Here is a 13,315-nt window from a genome sequence, read left to right as displayed (position 1 = left end):
ACAACAGCGTTCGGTGGCTATGGGTCCCGGCCTTCGCCGGGACGACGCAAGGCTAGAACTCGCTCTCAACCCGTCATTCACCATCTGGAAACGACCCCTGCGTACAGTCCGCGCCGGGCTTTGGGGGATTTCCGCTTGATCATTTCGACCGCCGTCGCGCAGCGTCGCGCGCTGACGATTCTCGTCCTGACATTGCTGCTCGGCGCCACGCGTTTCTCAGTGGAGACCTTCGTGCCCAAGGCGCGCGCGGCCGGCGCGTTCGCGGTCGGCAAGTGCGGGGCGTATGGCCAGGCCTACGACTATCCGGCGGAAGGTGCGGCGCGCGCCGCCGCGCTGAAGCAGTGCAAGGGCGATTGCACCACCGTGACCATGAAGCGGGCCTGCGCCGCGCTCTCGATCGACATGAAGAATCCCTGCGGCGCCCATGGCTATGCCGTGGCGCCGAAGATCTCGAGCTCGCTCAATGCCGCGACCAAGAAGTGCTACGACTATGGCGGCAAGGAATGCGTGATCCGTGCCTGGGCCTGCGACGCCAAGGGGTAGGCAGTCGCCGCAATCCGCTTGGTGGGCAAAGCGCGCTGCCGCGCTCAGACGGCGCCATAGAAGTGTCGGTATTGCCAGGCGGCGTCGCGCTCCAATTGGTCTTCAGGCCACGATTGGTCTTTGAACCGCATGACCGACATCGGCGATAGATCGACGGGCGGCTTGCCGTCCACGATCCAGGCCGCGAGCGCCTCGCCGACGGCCGGCGAGATCGACAGGCCGGCGACGTTGCAGCCGCTCGCAAAATAGAACCCGGTCACTCCGGCGGCCGGGCCAAGAATATGATGGCCGTCGGCGGTCATCGTCGGAATGCCGCCGCGAAACTCCCGCACCTTGGCGGTTTGCAGGAACGGGAGCTGGTCCTTGACCTCATCGGCGGCGGCATGAAGCACGCCGATGTCGAGCGGCATGTCCTTGACGTCGAAGCCGGCCCCAAGCGATTGCATATCGAAGAAGCGCGGCGTTTCCTCGTAGACACCCCACAGGAAGCCGCCCTGACACGGGCGGGTATATACCGCGGCATCCATGATGCGGATCATTGGCAGGTCGGCCCGCGCGCCATCCAAAGGCTCGGTGACGATCAATTGCTGCCGGGTCGGCACCAGCGGCACGCGAATCCCGCTCGCCTCCGCGACCTGCCGCGTCCACGCACCGGCCGCATCGACGACAACCGGACTTTCAATGACGCCGTTTGCGGTGGTCACGCCGATCACGGTGCCGCCGACGATGTTGACGGCGCGCACGTCGGTCTTCGGCAGCAAGGTCGCACCGTTGGCCGCGGCGGCCGTGGCGAAACCGACGGCAACCTGCGCCGGGTCGAAATACCGGTCGTCGCCGATCCGCATCGCCGCAACGACGCCCGTCGGCTGCAGGAACGGATTGAGAACGCTCGCCTCTTCCGGAGAGATCAGCTCGACGTCGAGGCCGGTGCGGCGTCCGCGCTCGAAGTCGTCCTCGATCACTTCGGCGTCCTGCGGCCGGCGCGCAATCTTGAGGCTGCCCGAATGCACCCAGTCGAGCGGCTGGCCGGTTTCTTCCGTGAACGCCTCGATCTTGCGGCATGCGTCCTTGATGAGGCCAATCATCAGGTCGCTCTTGCGCGCGCAACTCACCATGCCTGCCGCGCGGGGCGAGGTTTGCGATCCGATCTCATGCTTGTCGACAAGGGCGACGCTGAAACCTCCACGCTTGCTCAGGTAATAGGCTGTGGCTGCGCCCAATCCGCCCGAACCAATAACAACAACATCGGCCTTGCTGATCATGATGCAATGCCCTGAAATATGCTGATGGTCATCGAACGCCCGAAGCCTACTACGCGGCGCAGGACCTGACTATCGCTTTCCGTCCCGGCACGGATCGGGCCTTTGCGGCGTCGCCCTGCTGCCAATGATGAGACTTCATCACAAGTCCTTCTCGCCGGCGCGGAATGGCAGGTTCAGGTCGGCAGGATGCGCCGGCGGGTCTCCCGGGAATCTAACGTCAGCGCCTCGCTGGCAGATGTGGTCTGCACCTGTAGAACTGGCGTTTGCCGCCTGCCTGCCGCTAGACTTGCATCATGCAGTTCGACACCAAGATCGCGGTCGTGATCCGCACCGACCTGGAAGTCTGGCAGAAGCTCAACGTGGCGTCGTTTCTTGCCGGTGGCATCGCGGCTTCCTTCCCCGAATGTATCGGCGAGAATTACGAGGACGGCTCGGGGACCAGATATCTCTCTTTGATCGGCCAGCCGATTCTGATCTACGGCGCCGACGGGCCTGCGCTGTCGCGGGCGCTGGAGCGCGCGCTGGCGCGCAACGTGCAGCCGGCGCTCTACACCGAGGACATGTTCAAGACCACGCATGACGCCGCCAACCGCGAGGTGGTGAAGGCGGTCGTGCGCAGCGAGCTCAACCTGGTCGGCCTCGCCATTCGCGCCGAGCGCAAGGTGGTCGACAAGATCCTCGATGGGCTGAAGTTTCACGCGTAGCGGACCGCGCGCGTGGTGCGGTCCGGCGCTTATCGGCTCGCCTCCTTGTCCGGCATGATCTGCAGCAACGGCGTCGGCGCAATCGATATCTGGCCGGTGAATGGTCGATCATGCGCGGCAATCAGCAGAACCGATGTGGCGACGCCGGTCGCGAACAGTCCCATCGCGATGGCGGATCCCAACCGGTTGTCGCAGTGAACAAGGGCAATGACCAATAGCTCGCAGATGGCCTGAAGGTAGAGGCACCACCATTTTATCGAGTCGACTTCGGTCTGACTGACGATGATCCGTTGTCGTCGCGCATCGAGTGCCGAATTCAGATTGGTGATGATCTCGTGCTGCGTCGTCTGCTGGCCCGGGTTCTGCGCGGGCGTTGATACGACAAGCCGCAACGCCGCGGTCAGCGCGGGAGGAGCTGCCTTGAGCGATGCAGCCTGGCGCGCCATCATCGGCCATTCCACGGCGACCGTTTCCTCGACGTAGTCGCGAACGAGGCCGCGCAGGCGCGCCTCCTGCTCCGGCGGCAGGCCGCCGGCGAGCAAGATGACCGCCCGCAACGAACTGGCTTCGCGGCTCACCGCCGCGGTGGCGCGATCACTGTCACTCCAGACCTGTGCCGCGGTGAATGCAACAAACAGGCCGAAAAGGATGCCGAGCACCGGCAACATGCCGGGCGAGATCGATTTGAAAGACGTTGCGCGCTCCTTGGTCGACAGGATCGCAACGCCTGCGAAAATGAGAATGGCAACAAGATAGGTGAAGCCGAAGACAATGAAGGCCATCCACGGCACAGAAAGGTTGTGTAACCAATCGCTCATAGGTGTTTCCCCCCAGCCGATCGCTTGTATCAAAATCCCCCCAATCTCGCCGGGTTGAGTACGAGGTGAGCCGTAGCCCATCGCGCAGGGAAAGCCGTATGCTCCGGTTACACCTGTGATGCCACCCCTGCGTCCTCTGTTCCCCAGAGGGGCAGAAATAAGCAGCAAATTCGGGCATTTGCACCGCGAGATCGCGAATCTATGCGCACCCGGAACGCCAACAGGAACGCTTCCGGCCGGTAGGCGTTTTCTCTGAACGCATTGACAATGACTGACTGGTCAGTCATATTATGGCCATGACAAAGCGCATCGAAGAAACGAACCGCTCCCGGCCCGCCAAGCGCCGGACCACCACGATCCGGGTTGCGGCGGCGAGGATCCCGAAGGTGGCCTCGGCAAAGCTGCCCGAGCCGAAGCCTGCCGCGAACCGCGCCGAGAAATCCGCGGAGCGGCGCGCAGCGATCGTCGAGGCGGCGATGGACGAGTTCATCGCACGCGGCTTTGCCGCGACGCGGCTCGACGATGTCGCCAAGCGGGCGGGCGTCGCCAAGGGCACGCTCTATCTGTACTTCAAGGACAAGGAGTCGATGTTCGAGGAGCTGATCCGCACCGCAGTGGTGCCTCTGGTCAATCGCATGGCCGCGCCGCCCACCATCACCGGCCCGGTGCGCGATGCGGTGGAGAGATTCGCCGAAACCTTCATCCGCGAGATCGTGTCGACCCGGCGCGGCGACATCGTCCGCCTGATCGTCTCCGAAGGGCCGCGCTTCCCGACGATCGCCGACTTCTATTTCCGCGAGGTGGTGTCGAAGGGGATGGCCGCGATGCAGGCGCTGATCCAGCTCGCGATCACGCGCGGCGAAATCAGGCAGCGCCAGCTCGCGCAGTTTCCCCAGCTTGTCGTGGCGCCCGCGATCGTCGCGGTGATCTGGCAGAGCCTGTTTGCCCGGCACGCGCCGCTCGATGCCCTCGCGATGTTCAAGGTTCATCTCGATCTGATCTTCGGCGAACGGAGCAAGCCATGACCGGCTCGCGCATGATGAAGCTCGTGACGACAGTCGTGCTGGCGGCGACGCTGGCCGGTTGCCAGGAGAAGCGCGATCCCGGCTTCCAGGGCTGGGTCGAGGCCGACATGATCTTCGTCAGCCCCGATGAATCCGGCCGCGTCATCAAGCTCAATGTGCGCGAGGGCGACGAGGTCAGGCCCGGCGATCTGCTTTATTCGGTCGACGACGATTTGCAGCGCGCCGATCTCAATCAGAACAACGCGACCCTCGCCAATGCGCGGCAGAGCTATGACCGCGCGGCCTCGCTGCGCGGCACCGGCGCCGGCACCCAGGCCAATCTGGATTCCGCGGTCTCGGCGCTGCGCGTTGCGGAGGCGCGGGTCAACACCTCGCAGACCCGGCTCGACCGCCGCAAGGGCTTTGCGCCGATCGCAGGATCGATCCAGCAGATCTATTTCCGCGAGGGCGAGATGGTGCAGGCGCAGCGCCCGGTGCTGTCGATCATGCCGCCCGGCAACATGAAGCTGCGCTTCTTCGTCCCGGAGGCCGAGCTGCCGAAGCTCGCGCTCGGCGACGAGGTGAGGGTGACCTGCGACAATTGCGCCGCCGACCTCACGGCAAAGATCTACTTCATCGCCACCACGGCGGAGTACACGCCGCCGGTCATCTACAGTCTCGATGAGCGCAACAAGCTGGTCTATCTGATCCAGGCGCGGCCAAGCCGGCCCGATGTGCTGCGCGTCGGTCAGCCGATCAGCATCTATCTCAATCCCAAGACCACCCCTAAGACGCCGGTGGCGGAGCGCAGATGAACGGCGGCTCCACCAGCGCGCAGTCCAACGCACCCTCCATCGCCATCGATGTGAAGGGCTTGACCAAGTCGTTTGGCGGACGCGAGGTCGTCCACGACCTGTCGATGCAGGTCAAGCGCGGCTCGATCTATGGCTTCCTCGGTCCCAACGGCAGCGGCAAGACCACGACCATCCGCATCCTGTGCGGCCTGCTGACGCCCGACAGCGGCGAGGGCACCTGCCTCGGCTACGACATCCGGCGCGATGCCGACAAGATCAAGCGCAAGGTCGGCTACATGACGCAGCGCTTCAGCCTCTACCAGGATCTGTCGGTGCGCGAGAATCTCGAATTCGTGGCACGGCTCTATGGCATGCCGGACGCGCGCGGGGCTGCGGCCGACATGATCGCGCGGATCGGGCTGAAGGGCCGCGAGGAGCAGCTCGCCGCCAACCTTTCCGGCGGCTGGAAGCAGCGGCTGGCGCTCGGCGCCTGCACGTTGCCCAATCCGCAATTGCTGTTGCTGGACGAGCCGACCGCCGGCGTCGATCCCAAGGCGCGGCGCGATTTCTGGAACGAGATCCACGCGCTCGCCGCCGAAGGCCTCACCGTGCTGGTCTCGACCCACTACATGGACGAGGCCGAGCGCTGTCACGAGATCGCCTACATCGCCTACGGCCATCTCTTGGCCCACGGCACGGTGGACGAGGTGATCGCCGCCTCCGCGCTGTCGACCTGGACGGTGACGGGCGAGGATTTCAACGGCCTGATGGCCGAGCTCACGGATCAGCCCGGCGTTGACATGGTGGCGCCGTTCGGCACCAGCCTGCACGTCTCCGGCCGCGACAAGGCGGCGCTCGAGGCCGCGATCGCGCCCTATCGGGACAATTCGAAATGGCATTGGCAGGCCAGCGAGCCGTCGCTCGAAGACGTCTTCATCGATCTGATGGGGCGCTCCAAGGATAACTTTCAAGGATAACTTTCAAGGATAATTTCCAGGGATAATTGTGATGAGCGCAACGGAAACGATCCAGAACAGCGAGGCGAGGGAGCCGGCATTCGGCTTCTGGCGGCGCAGCTACGCGATGCTCGTCAAGGAGTTCATCCAGCTTCGCCGCGACCGCGTCTCGTTCGCCATGATCATCATGCTGCCGGTGATGCAGCTGACGTTGTTCGGCTACGCCATCAACACCACGCCGCGCAATCTGCCGACCGCGGTGCTGACCCAGGAGGACAGCGATCTCGGCCGTTCGATCCTGAAGGCGATGGAGAACACCGCCTATTTCCATTTTGTCCGCGAGGTCCACACCGTCGAGGAGTTCGACGAGTTGCTGCAATCCGGCAAGGTGCTGTTCGGCGTCGAGATCCCGCGCGGCTTCGAGCGCGCGGTGCGGCGCGGCGACAGACCGGCGCTGCTGGTCGCGGCCGATGCCACCGACCCGGTGGCGTCGGGCTCGGCGCTCGGCGCACTCGGGCCGCTGGTGCAATCGGCGCTGGCGCATGATCTGCACGTCGGCGATCCCCCGGACATGCCGTTCGAGATCCGCGCCCACGCCCGCTACAACCCGGCGGCGGACTCGCGCCTCAATATCGTGCCCGGCCTGGTCGGGACCATCCTGACCATGACCATGCTGATCTTCACCGCGCTCTCGGTGACGCGCGAGATCGAGCGCGGCACCATGGAGAGCCTGCTGTCGATGCCGATCAAGCCGGTCGAGGTGATGTTCGGCAAGATCATCCCCTATGTGCTGGTCGGCTTCATCCAGGCCACGCTGATCATCGCCATCGGCATTTTGCTGTTCGGCGTGCCGGTCCTCGGCAGCCTCACGCTATTGGCGCTGCTCACCACGCTGTTCATCACCACCAATCTGTCGATCGGCTACACTTTCTCGACCATCGTGCAGAACCAGCTGCAGGCGATGCAGCTCTCGATGATGTTCTTCCTGCCGAGCATCCTGCTGTCCGGCTTCATGTTTCCGTTCGCGGGCATGCCGGTCTGGGCGCAATATATCGGCGAGGGGCTGCCGCTGACCCATTTCGTGCGCATCGTCCGGGCCATCATGCTGAAGGGCGCGGCGAGGCAGAACCTGCAATACGACACCGCCGCATTGGTCGCCCTGATGCTGTTCGCCATGACGATCGCGGTGACGCGCTTCCGCCGCACGCTCGATTGAGGCAATATGGATCCCATCAACGATCGTCATTCCGGGGCGATGCGCAGCATCGAACTATGGTACGCAACTGCGTACCAGGGAATCTCGAGATTCCGGGTCTGGTCCTTCGGACCATCCCGGAATGACGGGGTGGAGGGCATGGCTGAAATCTTGGCGACGAAAGGCGAGGCGGCGCAAGGCGCGACCGTATCCGCCGATTTCCATCACGCCCTGATGCGCGAGGTGATGACCACCGAGCTGCTCCGCATCAAGGTGCTGATCGCTACCGCCGCTGCCCTCGCGGCGATCAGTCTGCTGGTGTATTTCTTTGCGCCCGAGGCGGTCAGCCGCGTCTGGCACGGCAACCTCAGTCCCGTCTACGTCTTCTACGTCACCATTCCGCTGATCCTGTTCGAGATCTGGGTGCACGGGGCGATCAGCTGGCACATGCGCAAGGGGCGCGACCTGCCGGTGGTCCGGCGCTACATCGGCGTGCTGGTCGAGACGTCGCTGCCGACCGTCGTGCTGGCGCTGCACATGAACAGCATGGGGCCGCAGGAGGCGCTCGGCTTCGTGGCGCCGCTGATCTATTTCGTCTTCATCATCCTGTCGACGCTGCGGCTCGACTTCTGGCTCTCGACCTTCACCGGCTTCGTCGCGGCGGTCGAGCTGTTCTACATGGCGGTGTTCTTCCATCCCTCGGGAGGCGGCGCGGCCGAGACCAGCATCTACTATCACGCCGCGCGCAGCGCGATCATCCTGATCTGCGGCATGCTGGCCGGCGCGGTCGGCATGCAGCTGCGCCGGCAGTTCGCGGCCAGCATCGCGGCCGCCACCGCACGCGATCGCATCACCAATCTGTTCGGCCAGCACGTCTCGCCGCAGGTGGTCGAACGTCTGATGACGGAGGGTGCCGGCACCGGGAGCGACATCCGGCGCGTCGCCGTGATGTTCGTGGATTTCCGCAGCTTCACGGCCGGCGCGCGCACCCGCTCGCCGCAGGAGGTGGTCGACAGGCTCGACGGCGCCTTTGCCGTGCTGGTCGATATCCTCGATCGCCATGGCGGCATCGTGAACAAGTTTCTGGGCGACGGCTTTCTCGCGCTGTTCGGTGCGCCGTTCGAGACCGGCGACGCCGCGCATCAGGCGGTCGCCGCCGCGCGTGAAATGCTCGCGGCGAACGAGCGCACCAACGCGGCGACGAGCTGGCCGCTGCGCATCGGCATCGGCATCCACATCGGCGAGGTCGTCGCCGGCAATATCGGCTCGCCCCGGCGCAAGGAATACACCGTGATCGGCGACACCGTGAATTTTGCGGCGCGGCTCGAGGCGCTGAACAAGGATCTCGGCTCGCAGTTTTTGATATCCTCCGCGGTCCGTGAGGCGCTCGGCGACGACTGCAAGGACGCGGTGTCGCGCGGCGAGATCCCAGTGCGGGGCTACGAGCACCCGGTGCACGTCTGGCAGCTGGGGTAAGGCGGTAGCACTCGCTTGGTCCGAGGCAATCACGCACGTCTCCTCAAGCCGCGCGAGCAGCCTGCATGTGACTTGCCCGCGATTGTACCGAGTGCTCTGAAGGGCATTGCGCGGACCGTGCTACGATGACGTCATCGGAATGACCGGAGCACAAGGACAAGCAAGATGCAGCGGCGCTATATCACCGTCGACGTTTTCACCGACCGCGCCTTCGGCGGCAACCCGCTCGGCGTGGTGCTCGACGCCGAAGGGCTCTCGACCGAAGCGATGCAGGCGATCGCGACCGAGTTCAACTATTCGGAGACGACCTTCGTGCTGCCGCCGCAGGACAAGGCCAACGACGCCCAGGTTCGCATCTTCACGGTGCGCTCGGAAATTCCGTTCGCCGGCCATCCCAATGTCGGCACCGCCTTCGTGCTGGCGAGCCGGGCGGCGAAGGCGCCGGCGCGCTTGAGGTTCGAGGAGAAGGCAGGCCTCGTGCCGGTCGAGATCCTGTCCGATGGCGGCAGGGTGATCGGGGCCGAGCTGACCGCGCCGCAGGCGTTGCAGCGGACCAACGAGGTGAGTGCAGCCGCGGCCGCGGCGTGCCTGTCGCTGACGGCGGCTGACGTGAAGACCGATCGGCACGCCCCGCAGGTCGTCTCGGTCGGGCTGCCGTTCCTGGTGGTGGAGATCGCCTCGCGCGAGGCGCTGAAGCGCGCCCGGCCCGATGCGGCGGCGTTCGCCAGGACGCTGGCCGAGATCGGCCGCGACGTCGTCTATTTCTACACAAGCGACGTGCCGACGAGCGAGCAGCCGCTCGACCTGCAGGCGCGCATGTTCCATCCGGGTGCCAGCGGCCTGTCCGAGGACCCTGCCACCGGCAGCGCGACCGCGGCTTGCGCGGCGCTGCTCGCCGATATCGATCCCGCGCGTGATGGCGAATTGCGGCTGCGGATCGGGCAGGGCGTCGACATGGGCCGGCCGAGCCTGTTGCTGACGCGGGTGCGCAAGCAGGCCGGTGCGATCAATTCGGTGCATGTCGGCGGCGGCTGCGTGAAGATGATGGAGGGGACGCTGAACGTGCCGGGCGGGGCAGGCTAGACCTGCGGCGCCGCCAGGTTCTCGATCCTGACGCCGTCGCGCTCCTCGATGATCTCGGCGATCCAGCGACGGTGGCAGTGCTCGTGGTCGCGCTCGTAGCAGAGGATGCAGACCGGGCCGGACTGCTTAACCAGCGCCGACAGCTCGTCGAGCTCTTCCTTGGCCTGCGCCGTCTTCAGGTGCGCCGAATAGATCTTGTGCAGCAGCGCATATTGCCCGCTGCGCGCCGCCTCCCGTCCGCTCTTCGGGGTGCCGAGGCCGCGCAGATGGACGTAGCCGATGCCGCGCTCGTCGAGGCCCGCCGCGAGCTGGGTCTTGGAGAAGCCGGGCCGGCGCGAGGAGGCGATGGCGCGGACGTCGACCAGGAGCTTGACGCCGGCCTGCTCGAGCTCGTCGAGCACCGCCTTGGACGGCGTCTGCTCGTAGCCGATGGTGAACAGCTTCGATGCCTTCGTCTTGGCCTTCGCCATCGGTTCTCGCTCACTTCACCCGTTCGATCAGCTCCATCGCGCCCGCCGGCGCCCGGATCTTGCCCTCGTGGATCACATAGGCGAACACGTCGCGCGGCGCCTTCTTCGGCGCGGTTTTCTCGACCTTCGGCAGGTCGTCGGGCTCGCTGCCGGCGGCCCAGTCCTGAAACCGCTTGGCCCAGGCGTCGAGCTGCTTCGGCGGATAGCAGGTTTTCAATTCGTCATTGCCCTTCTGCAGCCGGGCATAGACGAAGTCGCTCGCGACGTCGGCAATCGCCGGATATTTGCCGTGCTCGGCGAACACCACCGGCACCTCGTGCTCGCGAATGAGGGCGACGAATTCGGGCACGCAAAAACTGTCGTGCCGGACCTCGACGACATGGCGCAGCGCGCGGCCGTCGAGCTTGCGCGGCAGCAGCTCGAGGAACTTGCCGAAATCGGCGCCGTCGAACTTCTTGGTCGGCGCAAACTGCCAGAGCACCGGCCCGAGCCGGTCCTTCAGCTCCAGCACGCCCGAATCATAGAACCGCTTCACCGAATCGCCGGCCTCGGCGAGCACGCGGCGGTTGGTGGCGAAGCGCGGCCCCTTCAGCGAGAAGATGAAGCCGTCAGGCACTTCGCTGGCCCATTTGCGAAAGCTCTCCGGCTTCTGCGAGCCGTAATAGGTGCCGTTGATCTCGATCGAGGTCAGCTTGGAGGCGGCGTAGGACAGCTCCTTCGCTTGCGCGAGCTTCTCCGGATAGAACACTCCGCGCCAGGGCTCGAAGGTCCAGCCGCCGATGCCGATATAGATGTTGCCTGCGTCTGTCTTGGTCGCCTTGGTGGGAGCTTTGGCCACGACTGCACTCATCGTGAGGGAGGGAACAGGAAGCAAGACTAGTCAAAATAATCGTGATTGGCCAGTTTGCCAGATCGGCGCGGCAGTGCTTATCGTCGCCGTCGCTCTTCGCTACGATGCGCCAAAATGGAGAACAACAATGCGCATGCTGGTCGCGGCCGCCCTCTTGATCATGTCCTCCGCCGCCATATCGTCCGCTGCAATGGCCGACGAGGTCGACGATGCGCACAAGCTCGCGATCACCGGCCGCGACGCCTACTGGAATTGTCTCGCCCGCGAATATCCCCGCGACAGCAACAAGGCGATGTCCGACCAGGAATTCACCTCGCTGATCGCCAATGTCTGTCCCTCGGAGCGGCAGAACTTCCGGGTGTCGCTGATCGACTTCCTGTCGCTGCAATTTCCGAAGCAGGACGCCGACGCGAATCTGACGACCGCCAACCGCGCGATCGAGCTCGCGCAGAAGGACATCGTGACCGCCTTCACCCGGCGCAGGGCCGCGTCCAAATAGGTTCCCAAATCCTGTTGCGGCCGGCCGATTTTTGATATCAATCCGTGCAGGCGAGGGATGATCGGCATGGGCTCACAATCGACGGCAGGCTTTCTGGGCGCACTGGTCGCAGCCATCGCGCTGGCAGCGGCGTTCATCTACGGGCCGTCGCCGAGCCAGCTCCGCAACCCGACCCGGTCCGCCGCACAGCCGCAGGCGGCTCCCGCCGCCGAGGCCGCGCCGGCAGCCCCGGCGCCACGCGGCCCGGTGATCCGGGAAGTCCCGAACAACTAGCGCCTCTTGCGCCCCTTGCGGACCGCCTGGGGCCTTCCTATCTTGCTTCCAACGGCGACGTTGCAGCTTCAGGGCTCCGGCGCTGGGACGACCACGACATTGATTGGCTGCGCCGGATGTACGCGCGCCCCTTGTTCGTGGTCGTTGGCATTTTCAGGGGTGTTTTGCCCTGTTTTCCCGCGTTCCGAGCTTGCGTTTGGGTCGGCCTGCCTTGGCAGCGGGAGAGGCTGCGGCTATACGCTGGCGTTCATGAACGAAGCCATCAAGCCGAGCCCCGAAACCTCATCGCAGGCAGCAAGCTTGCCGCTGCTTTCGGTGGTCGTCCCGACCTTCAACGAACGCGACAATGTCACGGTGCTGTACCGCCGGCTCGACGCGATCCTGAAGGACGTGTCCTGGGAAGTCATCTTCGTCGACGACAATTCGCCCGACGGAACCTGGGACGTGGTGCGCGCGCTGGCGCGGAAGGATTCCCGCGTGCGCTGCATCCGCCGGATCGGCCGACGCGGCCTGTCCGGCGCCTGCATCGAGGGCATCCTGGCCTCGAGCGCGCCCTATGCCGCGGTGATGGACGCCGACCTGCAGCATGACGAGACCCAGCTGCCGAAGATGGTGACGCTGCTGCAGAGCGGCGAGGCCGAGCTCGTGGTCGGCAGCCGCTACATCGAGGGCTACAAGGCCGACGGCTTCAACAAGCAGCGCGCCGGCGCCAGCGCGTTCGCCACCGAGATCGCGCGCCGCACGCTGAAGGTCGAGATCGCCGACCCCATGAGCGGCTTCTTCATGATCCGCCGCGACCGCTTCGAGCAGCTCGCGCCGCAGCTGTCCACGCAAGGCTTCAAGATTCTGCTCGACGTCGTGGCGACCGCGGAGGGCAAGCTGCGCGCGGTCGAAATTCCCTACACGTTCGGTGCCCGCCAGCATGGCGAGAGCAAGCTCGATTCCATGGTCGCGCTCGACTTCCTCGGCCTGGTGCTGGCGAAGCTGACCAATGATCTGATCTCGCTGCGCTTCATTCTGTTCGCCGCCGTCGGCGGGCTCGGCCTGGTGGTGCACCTCACCGTGCTGTTCATCGCGCTCGAGCTGTTCAAGGCGCCATTCCCGGAGGCCCAGGCCACTGGTGCGATCGTCGCCATGACCAGCAATTTCATCCTCAACAATTTCCTGACCTATCGCGACCAGCGGCTGAAGGGCTTTGGCATCCTGCGCGGCCTGCTGCTGTTCTATCTGGTCTGCAGCGTCGGCCTGCTCGCCAATGTCGGCGTCGCGTTCTCGGTCTACGACCAGGAGCCGATCTGGTGGCTGGCGGGCGCGGCCGGCGCACTGATGGGCGTGGTGTGGAATTACGCGATGTCCGGGCTGTTCGTCTGGCGCAAGCGATGACGGTG

At 65.1% G+C, this 13,315-nt stretch carries 15 protein-coding genes; 11 read left to right on the top strand and 4 right to left on the bottom strand.

What is annotated here, in order from left to right; genetic code table 11:
- Nucleotides 1-192: 192 nt before the first annotated feature.
- Nucleotides 193-543: a DUF4189 domain-containing protein gene (locus tag ACVWY5_RS22045; protein ID WP_420888210.1), complete on the top strand. Its 351-nt coding sequence runs from the start codon at nucleotides 193-195 to the stop codon at nucleotides 541-543.
- Nucleotides 544-587: 44 nt separating this feature from the next.
- Here the strand turns inward: ACVWY5_RS22045 and ACVWY5_RS22040 are convergent, their stop codons facing one another.
- Complete coding sequence (locus ACVWY5_RS22040) at nucleotides 588-1,805, bottom strand: NAD(P)/FAD-dependent oxidoreductase (protein ID WP_028336806.1); 1,218 nt, start codon at nucleotides 1,803-1,805, stop codon at nucleotides 588-590.
- A gap of 293 nt (nucleotides 1,806-2,098) precedes the next feature.
- On the opposite strand from ACVWY5_RS22040, the gene ACVWY5_RS22035 reads away from it, so the two are divergent.
- Nucleotides 2,099-2,509 (top strand): DUF2000 family protein, encoded by a 411-nt coding sequence (locus ACVWY5_RS22035; RefSeq protein ID WP_028336807.1) that lies wholly within the window; start codon nucleotides 2,099-2,101, stop codon nucleotides 2,507-2,509.
- A gap of 29 nt (nucleotides 2,510-2,538) precedes the next feature.
- Here ACVWY5_RS22035 and ACVWY5_RS22030 read toward each other — a convergent pair whose 3' ends face one another.
- Nucleotides 2,539-3,408 (bottom strand): bestrophin-like domain, encoded by an 870-nt coding sequence (locus tag ACVWY5_RS22030; RefSeq protein WP_321177056.1) that lies wholly within the window; start codon nucleotides 3,406-3,408, stop codon nucleotides 2,539-2,541.
- A gap of 209 nt (nucleotides 3,409-3,617) precedes the next feature.
- Here ACVWY5_RS22030 and ACVWY5_RS22025 point away from each other — a divergent pair, with 209 nt between their 5' ends.
- The 6 genes from ACVWY5_RS22025 (at nucleotide 3,618) to ACVWY5_RS22000 (ending at nucleotide 9,835) form a co-directional block, all read left to right on the top strand.
- The gene (locus ACVWY5_RS22025; RefSeq protein WP_028336808.1) at nucleotides 3,618-4,352 is read left to right on the top strand and encodes a TetR/AcrR family transcriptional regulator; all 735 of its coding nucleotides are present in this window, start codon (nucleotides 3,618-3,620) and stop codon (nucleotides 4,350-4,352) included.
- Entirely contained in the window at nucleotides 4,349-5,146 is a 798-nt protein-coding gene (locus tag ACVWY5_RS22020) for an HlyD family secretion protein (protein ID WP_028336809.1), read from the top strand. The genes ACVWY5_RS22025 and ACVWY5_RS22020 overlap by 4 nt, the downstream gene beginning before the upstream one ends.
- On the top strand, nucleotides 5,143-6,102 hold the full coding sequence (locus ACVWY5_RS22015; RefSeq protein ID WP_028336810.1) for an ABC transporter ATP-binding protein: 960 nt from the start codon (nucleotides 5,143-5,145) through the stop codon (nucleotides 6,100-6,102). Before ACVWY5_RS22020 ends, ACVWY5_RS22015 begins: the two co-directional genes overlap by 4 nt.
- Nucleotides 6,103-6,133: 31 nt before the next feature.
- Nucleotides 6,134-7,297 carry an ABC transporter permease gene (locus tag ACVWY5_RS22010; RefSeq protein ID WP_028336811.1) on the top strand — a complete coding sequence of 388 codons (1,164 nt, stop codon included), beginning with the start codon at nucleotides 6,134-6,136 and terminating at the stop codon, nucleotides 7,295-7,297.
- Between the two features lie 138 nt (nucleotides 7,298-7,435).
- Nucleotides 7,436-8,752: an adenylate/guanylate cyclase domain-containing protein gene (locus ACVWY5_RS22005; RefSeq protein WP_028336812.1), complete on the top strand. Its 1,317-nt coding sequence runs from the start codon at nucleotides 7,436-7,438 to the stop codon at nucleotides 8,750-8,752.
- Nucleotides 8,753-8,917: 165 nt separating this feature from the next.
- A complete protein-coding gene (locus ACVWY5_RS22000; RefSeq protein WP_028336813.1) occupies nucleotides 8,918-9,835 on the top strand; it encodes a PhzF family phenazine biosynthesis protein in 918 nt (305 codons plus the stop codon).
- On the opposite strand, the gene ACVWY5_RS21995 is transcribed toward ACVWY5_RS22000, so the two are convergent.
- Both ACVWY5_RS21995 and ACVWY5_RS21990 read right to left on the bottom strand, forming a co-directional pair.
- Nucleotides 9,832-10,305 carry a DUF488 domain-containing protein gene (locus ACVWY5_RS21995; protein ID WP_028336814.1) on the bottom strand — a complete coding sequence of 158 codons (474 nt, stop codon included), beginning with the start codon at nucleotides 10,303-10,305 and terminating at the stop codon, nucleotides 9,832-9,834. The genes ACVWY5_RS22000 and ACVWY5_RS21995 overlap by 4 nt on opposite strands.
- 10 nt (nucleotides 10,306-10,315) lie before the next feature.
- Complete coding sequence (locus tag ACVWY5_RS21990) at nucleotides 10,316-11,143, bottom strand: DUF72 domain-containing protein (protein WP_028336815.1); 828 nt, start codon at nucleotides 11,141-11,143, stop codon at nucleotides 10,316-10,318.
- Nucleotides 11,144-11,282: 139 nt separating this feature from the next.
- Here ACVWY5_RS21990 and ACVWY5_RS21985 point away from each other — a divergent pair, with 139 nt between their 5' ends.
- From ACVWY5_RS21985 to ACVWY5_RS21975, 3 genes are all read left to right on the top strand, one after another.
- Nucleotides 11,283-11,654, top strand: coding sequence for a hypothetical protein (locus tag ACVWY5_RS21985; protein WP_028336816.1), 372 nt, complete (start codon nucleotides 11,283-11,285; stop codon nucleotides 11,652-11,654).
- A 66-nt stretch (nucleotides 11,655-11,720) separates the two neighbouring features.
- Nucleotides 11,721-11,927 (top strand): hypothetical protein, encoded by a 207-nt coding sequence (locus ACVWY5_RS21980; protein ID WP_028336817.1) that lies wholly within the window; start codon nucleotides 11,721-11,723, stop codon nucleotides 11,925-11,927.
- A gap of 249 nt (nucleotides 11,928-12,176) precedes the next feature.
- Entirely contained in the window at nucleotides 12,177-13,310 is a 1,134-nt protein-coding gene (locus ACVWY5_RS21975; protein WP_028336818.1) for a glycosyltransferase, read from the top strand.
- The last annotated feature ends 5 nt before the right edge of the window (nucleotides 13,311-13,315 follow it).

The sequence above is a fragment of the Bradyrhizobium sp. USDA 3256 genome, from assembly GCF_054058275.1.
This window is presented reverse-complemented; position numbering and strand designations above follow the sequence as displayed.

What these genes read in the sequence shown, in the direction of transcription:
- ACVWY5_RS22010 (WP_028336811.1), top strand. Translation starts at nt 6,134, where the DNA reads ATGAGCGCAACGGAAACGATCCAGAACAGCGAGGCGAGGGAGCCGGCA.
- ACVWY5_RS22005 (WP_028336812.1), top strand. Translation starts at nt 7,436, where the DNA reads ATGGCTGAAATCTTGGCGACGAAAGGCGAGGCGGCGCAAGGCGCGACC.
- ACVWY5_RS21995 (WP_028336814.1), bottom strand. Translation starts at nt 10,305, where the DNA reads ATGGCGAAGGCCAAGACGAAGGCATCGAAGCTGTTCACCATCGGCTAC.
- ACVWY5_RS22035 (WP_028336807.1), top strand. Translation starts at nt 2,099, where the DNA reads ATGCAGTTCGACACCAAGATCGCGGTCGTGATCCGCACCGACCTGGAA.
- ACVWY5_RS21975 (WP_028336818.1), top strand. Translation starts at nt 12,177, where the DNA reads ATGAACGAAGCCATCAAGCCGAGCCCCGAAACCTCATCGCAGGCAGCA.
- ACVWY5_RS22025 (WP_028336808.1), top strand. Translation starts at nt 3,618, where the DNA reads ATGGCCATGACAAAGCGCATCGAAGAAACGAACCGCTCCCGGCCCGCC.
- ACVWY5_RS22000 (WP_028336813.1), top strand. Translation starts at nt 8,918, where the DNA reads ATGCAGCGGCGCTATATCACCGTCGACGTTTTCACCGACCGCGCCTTC.
- ACVWY5_RS22040 (WP_028336806.1), bottom strand. Translation starts at nt 1,805, where the DNA reads ATGATCAGCAAGGCCGATGTTGTTGTTATTGGTTCGGGCGGATTGGGC.
- ACVWY5_RS21985 (WP_028336816.1), top strand. Translation starts at nt 11,283, where the DNA reads ATGCGCATGCTGGTCGCGGCCGCCCTCTTGATCATGTCCTCCGCCGCC.
- ACVWY5_RS21980 (WP_028336817.1), top strand. Translation starts at nt 11,721, where the DNA reads ATGGGCTCACAATCGACGGCAGGCTTTCTGGGCGCACTGGTCGCAGCC.
- ACVWY5_RS22020 (WP_028336809.1), top strand. Translation starts at nt 4,349, where the DNA reads ATGACCGGCTCGCGCATGATGAAGCTCGTGACGACAGTCGTGCTGGCG.
- ACVWY5_RS22015 (WP_028336810.1), top strand. Translation starts at nt 5,143, where the DNA reads ATGAACGGCGGCTCCACCAGCGCGCAGTCCAACGCACCCTCCATCGCC.
- ACVWY5_RS22030 (WP_321177056.1), bottom strand. Translation starts at nt 3,408, where the DNA reads ATGGGCTACGGCTCACCTCGTACTCAACCCGGCGAGATTGGGGGGATT.